This window comes from Citrobacter sp. Cpo045, from assembly GCF_030332875.1.
GTDB classification, from domain to species: Bacteria; Pseudomonadota; Gammaproteobacteria; order Enterobacterales; family Enterobacteriaceae; genus Citrobacter; species Citrobacter portucalensis.
Map to the genome: position 1 here is coordinate 219,677 of NZ_JAOWGZ010000107.1, position 16,799 is coordinate 236,475.

General features: G+C 53.0%; 15 protein-coding genes. 11 read left to right on the forward strand and 4 right to left on the reverse strand.

The annotated features are described in order from the left end of the window. Positions 1–42 precede the first annotated feature (42 nt). Complete coding sequence (gene xylA / locus OGY13_RS22875; protein ID WP_048236992.1) at positions 43–1,365, reverse strand: xylose isomerase; 1,323 nt, start codon at positions 1,363–1,365, stop codon at positions 43–45. Positions 1,366–1,726: 361 nt separating this feature from the next. Here xylA and xylR point away from each other — a divergent pair, with 361 nt between their 5' ends. After that, positions 1,727–2,905, forward strand: coding sequence for a D-xylose utilization transcriptional activator XylR (xylR, locus tag OGY13_RS22880; protein ID WP_125362770.1), 1,179 nt, complete (start codon positions 1,727–1,729; stop codon positions 2,903–2,905). Between the two features lie 44 nt (positions 2,906–2,949). Here the strand turns inward: xylR and OGY13_RS22885 are convergent, their stop codons facing one another. Beyond that, the gene (locus OGY13_RS22885) at positions 2,950–3,774 is read right to left on the reverse strand and encodes a protein bax (RefSeq protein WP_008786441.1); all 825 of its coding nucleotides are present in this window, start codon (positions 3,772–3,774) and stop codon (positions 2,950–2,952) included. Between the two features lie 316 nt (positions 3,775–4,090). Here OGY13_RS22885 and malS point away from each other — a divergent pair, with 316 nt between their 5' ends. Together malS and avtA are read left to right on the forward strand one after the other, a co-directional pair. Further along, complete coding sequence (gene malS / locus OGY13_RS22890) at positions 4,091–6,121, forward strand: alpha-amylase (RefSeq protein ID WP_213752468.1); 2,031 nt, start codon at positions 4,091–4,093, stop codon at positions 6,119–6,121. A 176-nt stretch (positions 6,122–6,297) separates the two neighbouring features. Beyond that, complete coding sequence (gene avtA / locus OGY13_RS22895; RefSeq protein ID WP_003837697.1) at positions 6,298–7,548, forward strand: valine--pyruvate transaminase; 1,251 nt, start codon at positions 6,298–6,300, stop codon at positions 7,546–7,548. A gap of 34 nt (positions 7,549–7,582) precedes the next feature. Here avtA and OGY13_RS22900 read toward each other — a convergent pair whose 3' ends face one another. Both OGY13_RS22900 and yiaJ read right to left on the reverse strand, forming a co-directional pair. Next, on the reverse strand, positions 7,583–8,056 hold the full coding sequence (locus OGY13_RS22900) for a 4Fe-4S dicluster domain-containing protein (RefSeq protein WP_213752467.1): 474 nt from the start codon (positions 8,054–8,056) through the stop codon (positions 7,583–7,585). 105 nt (positions 8,057–8,161) lie between these two features. Next, complete coding sequence (gene yiaJ, locus OGY13_RS22905; RefSeq protein ID WP_003827359.1) at positions 8,162–8,977, reverse strand: IclR family transcriptional regulator YiaJ; 816 nt, start codon at positions 8,975–8,977, stop codon at positions 8,162–8,164. Between the two features lie 217 nt (positions 8,978–9,194). Between yiaJ and yiaK the strand changes: the two genes are divergently transcribed. The 8 genes from yiaK (at position 9,195) to araD (ending at position 16,775) form a co-directional block, all read left to right on the forward strand. After that, on the forward strand, positions 9,195–10,193 hold the full coding sequence (gene yiaK / locus OGY13_RS22910; RefSeq protein ID WP_213752466.1) for a 3-dehydro-L-gulonate 2-dehydrogenase: 999 nt from the start codon (positions 9,195–9,197) through the stop codon (positions 10,191–10,193). 11 nt (positions 10,194–10,204) lie between these two features. Then, positions 10,205–10,669 carry a YhcH/YjgK/YiaL family protein gene (locus OGY13_RS22915; RefSeq protein WP_103014694.1) on the forward strand — a complete coding sequence of 155 codons (465 nt, stop codon included), beginning with the start codon at positions 10,205–10,207 and terminating at the stop codon, positions 10,667–10,669. 14 nt (positions 10,670–10,683) lie between these two features. Continuing rightward, on the forward strand, positions 10,684–11,616 hold the full coding sequence (locus OGY13_RS22920; RefSeq protein ID WP_208743629.1) for a DUF4862 family protein: 933 nt from the start codon (positions 10,684–10,686) through the stop codon (positions 11,614–11,616). A gap of 31 nt (positions 11,617–11,647) precedes the next feature. Beyond that, entirely contained in the window at positions 11,648–12,967 is a 1,320-nt protein-coding gene (locus OGY13_RS22925; RefSeq protein ID WP_128611254.1) for an MFS transporter, read from the forward strand. Between the two features lie 98 nt (positions 12,968–13,065). Next, positions 13,066–14,568 (forward strand): FGGY-family carbohydrate kinase, encoded by a 1,503-nt coding sequence (locus OGY13_RS22930; RefSeq protein WP_128611255.1) that lies wholly within the window; start codon positions 13,066–13,068, stop codon positions 14,566–14,568. After that, positions 14,568–15,230, forward strand: coding sequence for a 3-keto-L-gulonate-6-phosphate decarboxylase UlaD (gene ulaD, locus OGY13_RS22935; RefSeq protein ID WP_048227376.1), 663 nt, complete (start codon positions 14,568–14,570; stop codon positions 15,228–15,230). Before OGY13_RS22930 ends, ulaD begins: the two co-directional genes overlap by 1 nt. Then, on the forward strand, positions 15,223–16,083 hold the full coding sequence (locus OGY13_RS22940) for an L-ribulose-5-phosphate 3-epimerase (protein WP_213752465.1): 861 nt from the start codon (positions 15,223–15,225) through the stop codon (positions 16,081–16,083). Before ulaD ends, OGY13_RS22940 begins: the two co-directional genes overlap by 8 nt. Further along, the gene (gene araD, locus OGY13_RS22945) at positions 16,077–16,775 is read left to right on the forward strand and encodes an L-ribulose-5-phosphate 4-epimerase (protein WP_213752464.1); all 699 of its coding nucleotides are present in this window, start codon (positions 16,077–16,079) and stop codon (positions 16,773–16,775) included. The genes OGY13_RS22940 and araD overlap by 7 nt, the downstream gene beginning before the upstream one ends. Positions 16,776–16,799: the final 24 nt, after the last annotated feature.

The window sequence follows — 16,799 nt, forward strand, 5'->3', positions numbered from 1 at the left end:
TAGCGCTAGCTGACCGGGCTTACGGACGTTCTCAGAGACCCGTTATTTGTCGAACAAATAATGGTTTACCAGATTTTCCAGCAATTCCTGATGACCGCTCTGGTGCACTGGCGCCAGGTTGTGTTGTTCAGCGTACTGCGCAATTTCTGTCAGCGTCATCTGGCCTTTCAGAATTTGCTGGCCCAGTTCACCATTCCAACCGGCATAACGTTTAGCCACACGCTGATCCAGGCCACCGTCTTCAATCATACGGGCCGCAATTTTCAGCGACAGCGCCATGGTATCCATCGCGCCAATATGACCATAGAACAGATCGTATTTATCGGTGCTCTGACGACGTACTTTGGCATCAAAGTTCAGGCCGCCGGTAGTGAAGCCGCCCGCTTTCAGGATTTCGTACATCACCAAGGCATTCTCTTCTACGCTGTTCGGGAACTGGTCGGTATCCCAGCCCAGCTGTGCGTCGCCGCGGTTGGCATCGACAGAGCCAAACAGACCCAGCGCGATAGCGGTGGCGATTTCGTGATGGAACGAATGGCCTGCAAGCGTAGCGTGGTTGGCTTCGATATTCAGTTTGATCTCTTTTTCCAGGCCGAACTGCTTGAGGAATCCGTACACGGTCGCCGCATCGTAGTCGTACTGGTGCTTGGTCGGTTCCTGCGGTTTCGGCTCGATAAGCAAAGTGCCCTGGAAACCGATTTTGTGTTTGTGTTCCACGACTAATTGCATGAAACGACCAATCTGCTCACGTTCCTGACGCAGATCGGTATTCAGCAGTGTTTCATAACCTTCACGGCCGCCCCACAGAACGTAGTTTTCACCACCTAACTTGTGCGTGGCATCCATGGCCGTAACCACCTGCGTGGCGGCCCAGCTGAACACTTCTGGATCTGGGTTTGTGGCCGCACCCGCACCGTAGCGTGGGTTAGTGAAGCAGTTTGCTGTACCCCACAGCAGCTTCACGCCGCTCTGTTCCTGTTTTGCCGCCAGCACATCAACCATCTGCGCAAAGTTGTTTTTGTACTCTTTCAAAGACGCGCCTTCCGGCGAAACATCCACGTCATGGAAGCAGTAGTAAGGCACGTTCAGCTTGTGGAAAAACTCAAATGCCACATCCGCTTTGCGTTTCGCCAGCGCCAAAGCTTCACCAGGCTGCTGCCATGGACGATCGAAAGCGCCCATACCGAACATATCCGCCCCGTTCCAGCAGAAGGTATGCCAGTAGCAGGCCGCAAAACGCAGATGATCTTCCATGCGCTTGCCCAATACGATTTCGTCAGGGTTGTAATGGCGAAATGCGAGCGGGTTGGTGGATTGAGTGCCTTCGAAACGAACACGATCGAGTTGGTCAAAATAAGCCGGCATAATAAGCTCCATAATCAGGTAATACGGCAAGTAAACTGCGATATGGCTATACTGGAATTTCCTGATTTATTGCTCAATTACGTTATTTCACACCGCCATTAAGAGAATACCCAAACGTGCGCTGGCTCCCAAAAAAACGCGCTAAATAAAGAAATAAAAAAGCGATCGCGATCGAAGGTTAGTCATTAAACAAAAAACCGTAATGCGCAGATAAAAAATGACAATTGTCATCCCGCGACCAGTATGTAAATTTTGCGTAGCCTCAGGCAATCAGGAATTTTGTCACGCTTCATCAAGCAGTCGTACCTGCGGTTTTGCTAGTATCGACAGGCCCACGTTAACCTTTCCAGGACAGGTTCTTATGTTTGATAAACGTCACCGCATCACTCTGCTATTTAATGCCAATAAAGCCTACGACCGCCAGGTGGTAGAAGGTGTGGGTGAATATTTACAGGCATCGCAATCCGAGTGGGATATATTCATTGAGGAAGATTTCCGCGCCCGTATCGATAATATTAAAGACTGGTTAGGCGACGGCGTTATTGCTGATTATGACGATGATGATATTGCGCAATTACTTGCCGATGTTGAAGTTCCCATCATCGGCGTTGGAGGCTCCTACCATCTGGAGCAAGATTATCCACCGGTACATTACATCGCCACCGACAACCACGCGTTGGTAGAAAGCGCTTTCCTGCACCTGAAGGAAAAAGGGATTAACCGCTTTGCATTCTATGGTCTGCCATCGTCAAGCGGAAAACGCTGGGCCGAGGAACGTGAGTATGCGTTTTGCCAGTTGGTTGCCAAAGAGAAGTACCGCGGTGTTGTCTATCAGGGGCTGGAAACCGCACCGGAAAACTGGCAGCACGCGCAAAATCGTCTGGCGGACTGGCTACAAACACTACCGCCGCAAACCGGTATTATCGCCGTTACCGACGCGCGGGCACGACACGTCCTGCAAGTCTGCGAGCACCTGCATATTCCGGTTCCGGAAAAGCTGTGTGTAATTGGGATCGACAACGAAGAACTGACCCGCTATCTGTCGCGGGTGGCACTGTCATCCGTGGCCCAGGGAGCCAGGCAGATGGGGTATCAGGCCGCTAAGCTCTTACATCGTTTACTGGCAAATGAAGAGCTGCCGCTGCAACGTACACTGGTTCCTCCGGTGCGCGTCATTGAACGCCGCTCAACCGACTACCGTTCATTAACCGATCCGGCGGTGATTCAGGCGATGCACTTTATCCGCAACCATGCCTGTAAAGGTATTAAGGTTGAACAAGTGCTGGATTCAGTGGGGATTTCTCGTTCGAATCTGGAGAAGCGTTTTAAAGAAGAAGTTGGAGAGACTATCCACGCCGTGATTCATGCCGAAAAGCTGGAAAAAGCGCGCAGCCTGTTGATATCTACCACGCTTTCAATCAACGAAATCTCACAGATGTGCGGCTATCCGTCTCTGCAATATTTTTATTCGGTCTTTAAGAAAGAGTATGACACGACGCCCAAAGAGTATCGCGATGTGAACAGCGAAGTGTTGCTGTGAGGATTATTGCCGGATGCGGCGAAGCCGCCATCCGGCACACAGAATTACATATGCGCGGCGATTAAACGCTGGTTATCCTGATACATTGCGAACAGATAGTTGTTGTAGCTCTGTCCTTTAGTGGAATAACCCTTCAGCTTATGAATCATCGCGGTAGCGGTGACTTCCTGATCGGCTTTACGCAGCTGCGCACGTGACTTACGGAATGAAGAGTAAGCCGGATGCGTGTTCAGGTTGATGACGTAAGCATTCACCGACTCTTTCACCGATTCAAACTGTGAGTAGCCTTTCACCTTACCCGGGGCATTGTTACAACGACCTTTGCCACATTTCATGCCAAACAGGTTGTTGTTGCTACGCGCCAGCTTCGACGTACCCCAGCCACTTTCAGCCGCAGCCATGGTTGCCACCATACTGGTCGGGATAATGTCTACGCGCTCAAGCAGCGTATTCCATGGGATTTTACGCGTGTTGCCAGACCAGCTCACCTTGTAGCGCTTCGCGATGTCTTTCATACGCGTACGCTCAGTCGGTGACCAGCGGTTCTGGTACTGTTTTGAAATCAACCAGTTACGGTCCGCCGTAATGGCAGCATTTTGACTGGTAATATAAGGCATAACCGTCCGGAGAAACGCTTTTTTCCTTGGTGTTCCGGAAGGGTATTTTCGCAAATCAGGAAGTGAACTACTCTTTGCACTATTGCGAGAATACTCTTGTTTACTGCTTACCTGTGTATTACTTGTCTTGATTACCTGGGGCTTGTGACTCGTTGTCGCCGTGTGTGTCTTTGCCAGCACCTCACCCGAAAATGCAACGGTGAGTAACATAAGAATCATTGCCCCATATCGTCGAATGGGAGTCAATATCATTAGGTCTCCTGGTCGGATTTATACATTCCAACACCTTATATTTTTCACAAAAATGAGAGATGAATCTCAAATCATATCAAAAATAGCCGTCAAGAGCACCCAAAGGAATAGTCCAATTCTGAAACCATGTCACGCATTAACGGTTCAGGGTGCTATTAATTCGAAGAAAATGTGGAGGTTATCGCAAAATAAGTTCATTTTTTGCGCGCGATCGCTCACCCTCACTTCTCCTCCTGGCGGAATCGACTCAAAGGAGGAGTTTCCGGCCTGATTTCACTGGCAAACTGGCGAAAATCGCAGCACCAAGGACAGCATTATGAAACTTGCCGCCGTTGCGCTGGCGCTCATGCCCGGCATTGCCATCGCCTCATCATGGACTTCTCAGGGACTCCCCACCTTCGAAGCGGAAGGTACGGGTAAATTCGTCAGCCATGCAGCGTTGACGAAGGGTACGCGTCCTTTAATCCTAAATTTTGACCAACAGTGCTGGCAGCCTGCTGATGCGATAAAACTCAACCAGATGCTGTCGCTAAAACCGTGTGAAGGCGCCCCGCCGCAGTGGCGCTTATTCAAAGACGGCGATTACACGCTGGAAGTGGATACCCGCTCCGGAACGCCAACGTTGATGCTCTCGGTAAAAAGAGCCGCAGACCCTGTCACGACCCAGATTCGCCAGTGCCCGAAATGGGATGGTTCGCCGTTAACACTGGATGTGAGCCAGACCTTTCCGGAAGGTGCCGTGGTGCGTGATTTCTACAGCCAGCAAACGGCAACGGTAAAAAATGGGTCGATTACCCTACAGCCTGCCACAGCCAGTAACGGACTGTTGCTTCTGGAACGGGCGGAAACTGATGCCCCGGCCGCTTTCGACTGGCATAACGCTACGGTGTATTTCGTCCTGACGGATCGCTTTGTAAATGGTGACCCGAGCAACGACCACAGCTACGGGCGTCGCAACGACGGCATGCAGGAAATTGGTACTTTCCACGGGGGCGATTTGCGCGGGCTCGCCAGCAAACTCGACTATCTACAACAGTTAGGCATCAACGCCCTGTGGATCAGCGCGCCGTTTGAGCAAATTCACGGCTGGGTCGGCGGTGGCACCAAAGGTGATTTCCCCCATTATGCTTACCACGGCTATTACACTCAGGACTGGACCACGCTCGATGCGAATATGGGTAATGAAGCTGACCTGCGTGCGCTGGTTGACGGCGCGCACCAGCGCGGCATTCGCATCCTGTTTGATGTCGTCATGAATCATACCGGCTACGCCACGCTGGCGGATATGCAGGAGTATCAGTTTGGGGCCCTGTACTTGTCGGGCGATGAACTGAAAAACACGCTCGGTGAACGCTGGACGGACTGGAAGCCAGCCGCCGGGCAAAGCTGGCACAGCTTTAATGATTATATCAACTTCAGCGATAAAGCAGGCTGGGAAAAATGGTGGGGGAAAAACTGGATCCGCACCGATATTGGTGATTACGACAATCCGGGTTTTGACGACCTGACCATGTCGCTGGCTTTCCTGCCCGATCTGAAAACCGAATCCACCACGCCTTCCGGGCTGCCAAACTTTTATCTACACAAACCAGATACGCACGCTAAAGCTATTGCTGGTTACACGCCCCGAGATTATCTGACCCACTGGCTCAGCCAGTGGGTGCGTGATTACGGGATTGACGGGTTTCGGGTCGATACCGCCAAACACGTCGAACTTCCCGCCTGGCAGCAGTTAAAAACACAGGCCAGCACGGCGCTGGTTGAATGGAAGAAAGCGAACCCGGATAAAGCGCTGGATGACAAACCTTTCTGGATGACCGGCGAGGCCTGGGGTCACGGCGTGATGCAAAGCGACTATTACCGTCACGGCTTTGATGCGATGATCAATTTCGACTATCAGGAGCAGGCGGCGAAGGCCGTCGATTGTCTGGCAAATATGGATGTCACCTGGCAACAGATGGCTGAGAAATTGCAGGATTTCAACGTTCTGAGCTATCTTTCCTCGCACGATACGCGTCTGTTCCGCGAAGGTGGAGACAAAGCCGCCGAGCTATTGCTGCTGGCGCCAGGCGCGGTACAACTCTTTTACGGAGACGAGTCGGCCCGGCCCTTTGGACCAACAGGTTCAGACCCATTGCAGGGTACGCGCTCAGAAATGAACTGGCAGGATGTGGCCGGGAAATCTGCCGCCAGCGTCGCTCACTGGCAGCGCATCAGTCAGTTCCGGGCCAGACATCCCGCCATCGGTGCTGGTAAACAGACCACGCTGACATTGACGCAGGGATACGGATTTATCCGCGAGCATGGCGACGATAAGGTGATGGTGGTGTGGGCCGGTCAGCCCTGATCCCAACAGGCTTCCCGCTGTGCATACAGCGGGAAGCCCAACACAAAATAAAAAACCAGCCAGGCAAACATCTGCAGCACAAAACATCAATCCAGCTCGTTCCCCCTGATTTGCACCCTGCCATAGGTAGCGCTATGGTTAGCCACTTTACTACTCAGTTCGACAGACCCCCTGCTATGACATTCTCACTTTTTGGCGACAAATTTACCCGCCATTCAGGCATCACCCGCCTGATGGAGGACCTCAACGACGGTTTACGCACCCCAGGCGCCATCATGCTCGGCGGTGGTAATCCGGCGCAAATTCCAGAGATGCAAAATTACTTCCAGTCTCTGCTGACAGATATGCTGGCAAACGGCAAAGCCACTGATGCGCTTTGCAATTATGACGGTCCGCAAGGGAAAACCGAGCTACTGTCTGAACTGGCGAAACTGCTACGTGAGAAGCAGGGTTGGGATATCGAGCCACAAAATATTGCACTGACAAATGGCAGTCAGAGCGCGTTTTTCTACTTATTCAATCTGTTCGCCGGACGCCGCGCTGACGGAACAACGCAAAAAGTGTTATTCCCGTTAGCCCCGGAATACATTGGCTATGCCGATTCAGGGCTGGAAGAAGATCTCTTCGTCTCAGCACGTCCGAACATTGAGCTGCTACCGGAAGGCCAGTTTAAGTATCACGTTGATTTTGAACACCTGCACATCGGTGAAGAGACGGGGATGATCTGCGTGTCGCGCCCCACTAACCCGACAGGCAACGTGATCACCGACGACGAGCTGATGAAGCTGGACCGGCTGGCCAACCAGCATGGGATCCCGCTGGTGATTGATAACGCCTATGGCGTACCATTCCCTGGCATTATCTTTAGCGAAGCACGCCCACTGTGGAACCCCAACATTGTGTTGTGCATGAGCCTTTCCAAGCTGGGTCTGCCAGGCTCCCGCTGCGGTATCATTATCGCGAATGAAAAAATCATCACTGCGATTACCAATATGAACGGCATCATCAGCCTTGCACCTGGCGGGATGGGACCGGCGATGATGTGCGAGATGATTAAACGTAACGATCTGCTGCGCCTGTCCGAAACGGTTATCAAGCCGTTTTACTATCAGCGCGTTCAGGAGACGATTGCGATTATTCGCCGCTATTTGTCAGAAGATCGCTGCCTTATCCATAAACCTGAAGGCGCGATTTTCCTGTGGCTATGGTTCAAAGATTTACCGATCACCACCGAACTGTTGTATCAGCGTCTGAAAGCGCGCGGCGTACTGATGGTTCCTGGTGACTACTTCTTCCCGGGGCTGGATAAACCCTGGCCGCATACCCATCAGTGCATGCGGATGAACTACGTGCCAGAGCCGGAGAAAATCGAAGCTGGCGTGAAGATTCTGGCTGAAGAGATCGAACGCGCCTGGCTGGAAGGCTAACGCAAACCCGACCCAAGTGCGGGTCGGGCTCACTTCACAGCGGCTGTGAACGCAGGCGCTGGCGCTGAATACTGACGACATCAATACACTGCAACGCGCTGGTCGGGCAGGCTTCGACACACGCTGGTCCCGCCTCGCGATGCCAGCACAAATCGCATTTTATCGCCTGCACCCGCGACGAACGGGCAACGACATTCATTGCCCCAAACGGGCAGGCCAGCATACAGCTTTTACAACCAATACAACGTGCCTGTTCAACGAAGATATGCCCATGTTCACGACGAATGGCGTGAGTTGGACAAACATTCGCACAGGGAGCGTCTTCGCATTGATGGCAGGCGACCGCCGTGGTAAAGGCGTCGTCTTTGATGACCCGAATCCGCGGTATAAACGCAGAAGAAGAGACCGAAGCACAGTCCTGATTTTGCTGATGCGCGACGACGCAGGCAACTTCGCAGGTACGACACCCAATACATTTTGCCGCATCCGCCATAATAAACACGTTCATTGCCCCCTCCCTCTGCGTGAAAACCACAGAGTGCCAGAGAGACCGCCCCTGACGCTTTGATCGGACAGGGGAAACGGTTAAATATTGTCAGGTGCCTGAATAACCTTAATCGCGAACGGTAAAACCCAGCTCATTTGAAATCGCCTGCGCGGTTTCCCGTAGCGGCTTGAGTAGATTTTTTTCCCCTATCTGCTTAAGTCGCGAGGTAGAGAGTGAAATTGACACTGCGTACGGCACCCGACCATGAATATCAAACACCGGCACGGCAATACAGGAAACGCCCAATTCGTTCTCTTCCCGATCCATCGCCATACTGCTTTCGCGGATCTGCGCCAATTCGTCGTACATCGCCGGTAAACCGGTAATGGTATTGCGGGTCAGCGGCTGAATAAGATCCTGATGGCTCTCCCAGTAAGATTTCACATAATCCGCATGCCCAAACGCCATGTAAATTTTACCCATCGCGGAGCAATACAGTGGCATATGTTGACCGATATAAGCGCGAGTACGCAGCATGCCCGTCGTCGGTTCCAGCTTATAAATCAGAATCGCGTGGTCATCTTCACGGCTGGAGAAGTTGATTGTTTCACCAGTAGCAATATTCAACGCTTCGAGGTGCGGCGCGGCAACATGGATGATATTCAGTGACGACAGTGCCTTCTGCCCAACGGCGATAAATTTGGTGGTCAGCCTATAGCTACCCGCAGCAGGTGCAGGCGTGACATATCCGCAGGACTGCAGCCCTTGCAGGAGTCGATGCACTGTACTTTTGTTCAGCCCGGCCAGTTCAGACAGATGGGCCAATGGGCACCCATTCGGATAGTTACTCAGAATCTCAATCAACATCAAACCACGGAACAGGCTCTGACTTCCGGCTGGCCTCTCTTTGTCTTGCGTCATTTCACTCTCTTTTGTGCCCATCGCTTCCGCTCCCCTTTTCGTCGCGCTCTGATGGTAGCGCAAAGTGTGTTTCAGTTCACGATCTGAACCGAAAAAACACAACTATTTGATTTTGATGATTTTAAAAAATAGACCACCCCGTTGATCTGTCAAAATTTGATCGCTATATTTGAAATCAGATTTCGTATAGTGAAATTTAGAGATAAAAAAGCGATCAAATTTAAACAAGGAAACAGGAATGAAAGTCACTTTTGAGCAGTTGAAAGATGCGTTCAATCGGGTACTGCTAGCACGCGGTATTGCCGTTGAAACCGCCGATGCCTGTGCCGAAATGTTTGCGCGCACCACCGAGTCCGGCGTTTATTCGCACGGTGTGAATCGTTTTCCTCGTTTTATTCAGCAATTGGATAACGGCGACATCATTCCTGAGGCCAAACCGCAACGCATTACCAGCCTAGGGGCGATTGAACAATGGGATGCTCAGCGTTCGATCGGCAATCTGACGGCGAAAAAGATGATGGACAGAGCCATTGAGCTGGCCTCCGATCACGGTATTGGCCTGGTCGCACTGCGTAACGCCAACCACTGGATGCGCGGCGGCAGCTATGGCTGGCAGGCGGCGGAGAAAGGTTACATCGGTATCTGCTGGACTAACTCGATTGCCGTCATGCCACCATGGGGTTCGAAAGAGTGCCGCATTGGCACTAACCCGCTGATCGTCGCGATCCCCTCATCGCCAATCACCATGGTTGATATGTCGATGTCGATGTTCTCCTACGGCATGCTGGAAGTGAATCGCCTGGCCGGTCGCGAACTGCCGGTAGACGGTGGCTTTGATGATGAAGGCAATCTCACCAAAGAGCCGGGCGTTATCGAACAAAACCGCCGCATATTACCAATGGGTTACTGGAAAGGTTCAGGTCTGTCGATTGTGCTGGATATGATTGCCACCCTGCTTTCTGATGGCTCTTCCGTTGCGGAAGTCACCCAGGATAACAGCGATGAATATGGCGTTTCACAGATATTTATCGCCATTGAAGTGGATAAGCTGATCGATGGCGCCACCCGTGATGCCAAGCTACAGCGGATTATGGATTTCATCACCACCGCCGAACGCGCAGATGAAAACACGCCTGTCCGTCTGCCGGGCCACGAGTTTACGAAGCTACTGGAAGAAAATCGCCGGAACGGTATCACCGTTGACGACAGCGTCTGGGCAAAAATTCAGGCCCTGTAAGGAGCAACACCATGATCTTCGGACATATTGCTCAACCTAACCCATGCCATTTGCCTGCTGCGATTGAAAGGGCGCTCGACTTTCTGCGCACCACAGATTTTCGCAAACTGGAGCCGGGCGTGGTGGAGATCGACGGTAAAAATATCTTCGCGCAAATTATTGATTTAACCACGCGTGACGTTGCCGAAAATCGTCCTGAGGTGCATCGCCGCTATCTGGATATTCAGTTTCTGGCCTGGGGTGAAGAGAAAATCGGGATCGCCATTGATACCGGGAATAACCAAATCAGTGAATCGCTATTAGAACAGCGCGATATTATTTTTTATCACGCCAGCGAACATGAATCTTTTATTGAAATGATTCCGGGAAGTTACGCCATATTTTTCCCGCAGGATGTTCATCGTCCAGCATGTCATAAAACTGTCGCCACACCGATCCGCAAAATAGTCGTGAAGGTTGCTATTTCAGTTTTATAAAAGGAGCACAAAAAATGAAAGCTAACACTACCGGTTATATTATCGGTGCGTACCCCTGTGCACCCTCATTTCACCAAAAGAGTGAAGAGGAAGAGAAGGAATTCTGGCGACAACTCTCCGATACCCCGGATATTCGCGGACTGGAGCAGCCCTGTCTTGAACATCTGCACCCGTTAGGCGACGAATGGTTATTACGCCATACGCCGGGCGACTGGCAAATCGTGGTCACGGCCATTATGGAAACCATGCGCCGTCGCGGTATTAATGGTGGTTTCGGGCTGGCCTCCAGCGATGAAGAACAGCGTAAAGCCTGCGTGGCGTATTACCGTCATCTGCAGCAGAAAATCAACCATATCAATGCGGCCAACGGCGGAAAAGTGATTGCACTGGAGTTGCATGCTGCCCCGCTGGCGGGCAACCCGAACGTCGCTCAGGCCACCGACGCGTTTGCTCGTTCGCTGAAAGAAATTACCCGCTGGGACTGGTCCTGCGATCTGGTGTTGGAACATTGCGATGCCATGACAGGCCCCGCGCCACGCAAAGGATTTTTACCGTTAGACAACGTGCTGGACGCGATAGCCGGATATGACATCAGCGTGTGCATTAACTGGGCGCGCTCGGCCATTGAAGGGCGGAGCCTCACCCTACCGCTGACCCACACGCAGCAGACCAAACGGGCTGGAAAACTGGGCGCACTGATGTTTTCCGGTACCACGCTTGCGGGGGAATACGGCGAGTGGCAGGACTTACACGCACCGTTTGCCCCTTTCTGTCCAGAAGGTCTAATGACCACAGAGCATGCCCACGAATTATTCGCCTGCGCAGGAGCAGACCCATTGCAATTTTCTGGCATTAAATTGCTGGAAATAAATGCCAGTGCAGATGTGAACCATCGTGTAGCGATATTGCGCGACGGTATCGCCGCATTAAATAAAGCAAAACTATAAAAATAAAATACTACTCTACGAGAATATTAATATGAACATGACCTCTCGCCCTACACTTCAAGACATACCCCGTCAGCGCTGGCTACGGATTATTCCACCTATTCTCATCGCCTGTATTATTTCTTATATGGACCGCGTCAATATCGCATTCGCGATGCCCGGCGGAATGGATGAAGAATTAGGTATTTCCGCCACCATGGCCGGTCTGGCCGGCGGTATTTTCTTTATCGGCTATCTGTTTTTACAGGTTCCCGGCGGAAAAATTGCCGTTCACGGCAGCGGCAAGAAATTTATCGGCTGGTCGCTGGTTGCCTGGGCGGTTATTTCCGTTCTGACGGGATTAATCACGAATCAGTATCAACTGCTGGTTTTGCGCTTCTTACTCGGCGTTGCCGAAGGTGGCATGCTGCCGGTCGTGCTGACGATGATCAGCAACTGGTTCCCCGATGCAGAACGCGGTCGCGCCAATGCGATTGTGATTATGTTTGTGCCGATTGCCGGGATCATTACCGCCCCGCTCTCGGGCTGGATCATCACCGTACTCGACTGGCGTTGGCTGTTTATCATTGAAGGTTTACTGTCTGTCGTCGTCCTGGTGCTGTGGGCCTATACCGTTTACGACCGTCCGCAGGAAGCACGCTGGATCTCTGAGGCGGAGAAAAATTACCTGGTAGAAACCCTGGCCGCCGAGCAAAAAGCTATTGCCGGAACAGAGGTCAAAAACGCCTCTCTGGGTGCAGTACTTTCCGATAAAACCATGTGGCAGCTAATCGCGCTGAACTTCTTCTATCAGACCGGGATTTACGGTTACACCCTGTGGCTGCCGACCATCCTCAAAGAGTTGACTCACAGCAGCATGGGACAGGTCGGCATGCTCGCCATTCTGCCATACGTCGGCGCAATTGCCGGGATGTTCCTGTTCTCTTCACTCTCTGACCGCACCGGTAAACGCAAGTTGTTCGTCTGCCTGCCGCTGATTGGCTTTGCCCTGTGCATGTTCCTCTCTGTGGCGCTGAAAAATAACGTCTGGCTGGCTTATGCCGCGCTGGTCGGCTGCGGATTCTTCCTGCAATCGGCTGCGGGCGTGTTCTGGACTATTCCAGCGCGTTTGTTCAGTGCGGAAATGGCCGGTGGCGCACGTGGGGTCATCAACGCTCTCGGCAACCTCGGTGGTTTCTGTGGCCCTTACGCAGTCGGCGTTCTCATCACCCTGTACAGCAAAGATGCGGGCGTTTATTGCCTGGCAATTTCACTGGCTCTGGCCGCGCTGATGGCCCTGTTGCTGCCAGCGAAATGCGATGCAGGTGCCGCGCCGCTAAAGACGCTGAATCCACATAAACGTACAGCTTAAAACAATGCCCGGTGGCGCTTCGCTTACCGGGCCTACAGGTAGCAACCGTCGTAGGCCGGATAAGCGCAGCGCCATCCGGCAAAAATGAGATAACAAAGATGAGTGAGAAAGCGACCTTCTGGCTGGGTATTGATTGTGGCGGTACATATCTGAAAGCGGGTTTGTATGATGCCAAAGGTCATGAGCAGGGAATTAACCGGCAATCGCTGCAGACAATATCGCCATTGCCTGGTTACGCCGAACGCGATATGCACCAACTGTGGCAACAGTGCGTCGCGACCATCGCCGGGCTGTTAAAGCGCACAGGCGTGTGCGGTGAGCAAATCAAAGGCGTCGGTATATCCGCTCAGGGCAAAGGTCTGTTCCTTCTCGATAAGCAAGATAAGCCGCTAGGCAATGCCATTCTCTCTTCTGACCGACGGGCGATGGAAATCGTTCAGCGCTGGCAGCAAGATGGGATCCCTGAGCAGCTCTACCCGATCACCCGCCAGACATTGTGGACCGGTCATCCGGCATCGCTCCTGCGCTGGGTGAAAGAGAACACCCCCCAGCGCTACGCGCAAATTGGTAGCGTCATGATGGGTCATGACTACCTGCGCTGGTGCTTAACCGGCGCCAAAGGCTGTGAAGAGAGCAATATCTCCGAGTCGAACCTCTACAATATGACCACGGGTCAGTACGACCCGAGGCTGACTCAGTGGCTGGGCATCAGTGAAATCGACAATGCCCTGCCCCCCATCGTTGGTTCAGCAGAAATATGCGGGGAAATCACCGCTCAGACAGCCGCCATAACCGGTCTGGCGGCGGGTACCCCCGTCGTCGGCGGACTGTTTGATGTGGTTTCCACCGCACTCTGCGCCGGTATCGAAGATGAACGCACCCTCAACGCGGTGATGGGTACCTGGGCCGTCACCAGCGGGATCGCTCACGGCCTGCGCGACCACGAGCCCCATCCCTATGTCTATGGTCGCTATGTAAATGACGGGCAGTACATCGTTCATGAAGCCAGTCCGACCTCTTCAGGCAATCTGGAATGGTTTACCGCCCAGTGGGGCGAACTCTCTTTTGATGAGATTAATCAGGCCGTTGCCAGCTTACCGAAAGCCGGTAGCGAGCTTTTCTTTCTGCCCTTTTTGTACGGCAGTAACGCCGGACTGGAGATGACCAGCGGCTTTTATGGCATGCAGGCTATACACACTCGTGCCCACTTATTACAGGCCATCTACGAAGGCGTGGTTTTCAGCCACATGACCCATCTGAACCGCATGCGCGAACGTTTTACGCAGGCACATACCCTGCGCGTCACCGGAGGTCCAGCGCACTCCGACATCTGGATGCAAATGCTGGCGGACGTCAGCGGTTTACGTATCGAATTGCCACAGATTGAAGAGACCGGCTGCTTTGGCGCTGCGCTCGCCGCCCGCGTAGGCACTGGCGTTTATCACAATTTCAGTGACGCGCAGCGCAGCTTACAGCACCCGGTTCGCACACTGCTGCCAGACGCTACGGCGCATGCCAGCTACCAGCGTAAATACCGCCAATACCAGAATTTAATTACCGCACTACAGGGCTATCACGCCCGCATTAAGGAGCACGAATGATGAGTCGACCATTACTGCAACTGGCGCTCGACCACACCAACCTGCAGGCGGCCCAACACGATGTCGCACTGCTACAAGAGAGCGTTGATATCGTTGAGGCAGGGACGATTCTCTGCTTAACCGAAGGCCTGGCTGCCGTGAAAGCGCTGCGTACCCAGTGTCCAAATAAAATCATCGTTGCCGACTGGAAGGTAGCCGATGCGGGCGAAACCCTCGCACAGCAAGCGTTTGGCGCTGGCGCAAACTGGATGACTATCATCTGCGCTGCCCCACTGGCGACGGTAGAGAAAGGCCATGGCGTCGCGCAGTCCTGCGGCGGCGAAATTCAGATGGAACTGTTCGGCAACTGGACGCTGGATGATGCCCGTGACTGGTATCGCGTTGGGGTTCGCCAGGCAATTTACCATCGTGGCCGCGATGCTCAGGCCAGCGGACAACAATGGGGAGAAGCTGATCTGGCGCGCATGAAAGCGCTTTCCGATATCGGTCTGGAGTTGTCGATTACCGGCGGGATTACGCCCGCCGACCTGCCGCTGTTTCGCGATATCAACGTCAAAGCCTTTATCGCCGGACGCGCGCTGGCTGGGGCGCAAAACCCAACGCAGGTTGCCGCTGAATTCCATACGCAAATCGATGCTATCTGGGGAGCACAGTATGCGTAATCATCCGTTAGGTATCTATGAAAAAGCGCTGGCGAAAGACCTCTCCTGGCCGGAGCGTCTGGTGCTGGCGAAAAGCTGTGGTTTTGATTTCGTCGAGATGTCGGTGGATGAAACCGATGAACGCCTGTCGCGTCTCGACTGGAGCCCTGCTCAGCGTGCATCGCTGGTGAGCGCAATGTTGGAAACCGGCGTGGCAATCCCCTCAATGTGCCTGTCCGCCCACCGCCGTTTTCCGTTTGGCAGCCGCGATGAATCAGTCCGCGTTCGGGCGCGCGACATCATGACCAAAGCCATTCGTCTGGCGCGCGATCTGGGTATTCGCACTATTCAACTGGCAGGTTACGACGTCTATTACGAGGAACATGACGAAGGTACGCAGCAGCGCTTTGCCGAAGGGCTGGCATGGGCAGTCGAGCAAGCCGCCGCCGCGCAGGTCATGCTGGCGGTAGAAATCATGGATACCGCTTTTATGAACTCAATTAGCAAGTGGAAAAAGTGGGATGAAATGCTGTCATCGCCGTGGTTCACCGTCTACCCGGATGTGGGCAACCTCAGCGCATGGGGTAATGACGTCACTGCCGAACTGACGCTGGGCATCGACCGTATCGCCGCTATCCATCTGAAAGACACACTGCCAGTAACCGAAACCCATCCGGGCCAGTTTCGCGATGTGCCCTTTGGCGAAGGGTGCGTGGACTTTATTGGTATCTTCAAAACGCTGCATGAGCTGAACTATCGCGGGTCGTTTCTGATTGAAATGTGGACTGAAAAAGCAAAAGAGCCGGTACTGGAAATTATCCAGGCACGACGCTGGATAGAAGCACGTATGCAGGAAGGAGGATTTTCATGTTAGAAAAACTGAAAGCCGATGTGCTGGCGGCCAATCTGGCGCTTCCGGCTCATGGTTTAGTCACCTTTACCTGGGGTAACGTCAGCGCTGTGGATGAAACGCGTAAGCTGATGGTGATTAAGCCGTCCGGCGTGGAATATGACGTGATGACCGCCGACGATATGGTGGTGGTGGATATTGCCAGCGGCAACGTGGTTGAAGGCAGTAAAAAACCCTCCTCAGACACGCCAACCCATCTGGCGCTGTACCGCCGCTACCCTGAGATCGGTGGGATCGTCCATACTCACTCACGCCACGCGACGATCTGGTCGCAGGCGGGTCTTGATCTCCCGGCATGGGGCACCACGCATGCCGATTATTTCTATGGTTCTATTCCGTGTACCCGGCTGATGACCGTTGAGGAAATCAATGGTGAATATGAATATCAAACCGGTGAAGTGATCATTCAGACCTTTGAGCAACGCGATCTCAATCCGCTGCAGGTTCCGGCAGTGTTAGTGCATTCACACGGTCCGTTTGCCTGGGGTAAAGATGCCGCAGATGCCGTACATAACGCAGTGGTACTCGAAGAATGCGCCTACATGGGGCTTTTCTCGCGCCAGTTAGCTCCGCAGTTGCCGGATATGCAGCCTGAGTTGCTGGATAAACACTATCTGCGTAAACACGGTGTGAATGCGTATTACGGGCAAAATTAACGTCCGGCGGCGCTGTGCTTGCAC

Bases quoted from the DNA above. Each gene is read 5' to 3' on its own strand.
- xylA (WP_048236992.1), bottom strand. From the start codon at position 1,365: ATGCCGGCTTATTTTGACCAACTCGATCGTGTTCGTTTCGAAGGCACT.
- avtA (WP_003837697.1), top strand. From the start codon at position 6,298: ATGACATTCTCACTTTTTGGCGACAAATTTACCCGCCATTCAGGCATC.
- xylR (WP_125362770.1), top strand. From the start codon at position 1,727: ATGTTTGATAAACGTCACCGCATCACTCTGCTATTTAATGCCAATAAA.
- malS (WP_213752468.1), top strand. From the start codon at position 4,091: ATGAAACTTGCCGCCGTTGCGCTGGCGCTCATGCCCGGCATTGCCATC.
- OGY13_RS22900 (WP_213752467.1), bottom strand. From the start codon at position 8,056: ATGAACGTGTTTATTATGGCGGATGCGGCAAAATGTATTGGGTGTCGT.
- ulaD (WP_048227376.1), top strand. From the start codon at position 14,568: ATGAGTCGACCATTACTGCAACTGGCGCTCGACCACACCAACCTGCAG.
- OGY13_RS22885 (WP_008786441.1), bottom strand. From the start codon at position 3,774: ATGATATTGACTCCCATTCGACGATATGGGGCAATGATTCTTATGTTA.
- OGY13_RS22925 (WP_128611254.1), top strand. From the start codon at position 11,648: ATGAACATGACCTCTCGCCCTACACTTCAAGACATACCCCGTCAGCGC.
- OGY13_RS22930 (WP_128611255.1), top strand. From the start codon at position 13,066: ATGAGTGAGAAAGCGACCTTCTGGCTGGGTATTGATTGTGGCGGTACA.
- OGY13_RS22920 (WP_208743629.1), top strand. From the start codon at position 10,684: ATGAAAGCTAACACTACCGGTTATATTATCGGTGCGTACCCCTGTGCA.
- yiaJ (WP_003827359.1), bottom strand. From the start codon at position 8,977: ATGGGCACAAAAGAGAGTGAAATGACGCAAGACAAAGAGAGGCCAGCC.
- OGY13_RS22915 (WP_103014694.1), top strand. From the start codon at position 10,205: ATGATCTTCGGACATATTGCTCAACCTAACCCATGCCATTTGCCTGCT.
- yiaK (WP_213752466.1), top strand. From the start codon at position 9,195: ATGAAAGTCACTTTTGAGCAGTTGAAAGATGCGTTCAATCGGGTACTG.
- OGY13_RS22940 (WP_213752465.1), top strand. From the start codon at position 15,223: ATGCGTAATCATCCGTTAGGTATCTATGAAAAAGCGCTGGCGAAAGAC.
- araD (WP_213752464.1), top strand. From the start codon at position 16,077: ATGTTAGAAAAACTGAAAGCCGATGTGCTGGCGGCCAATCTGGCGCTT.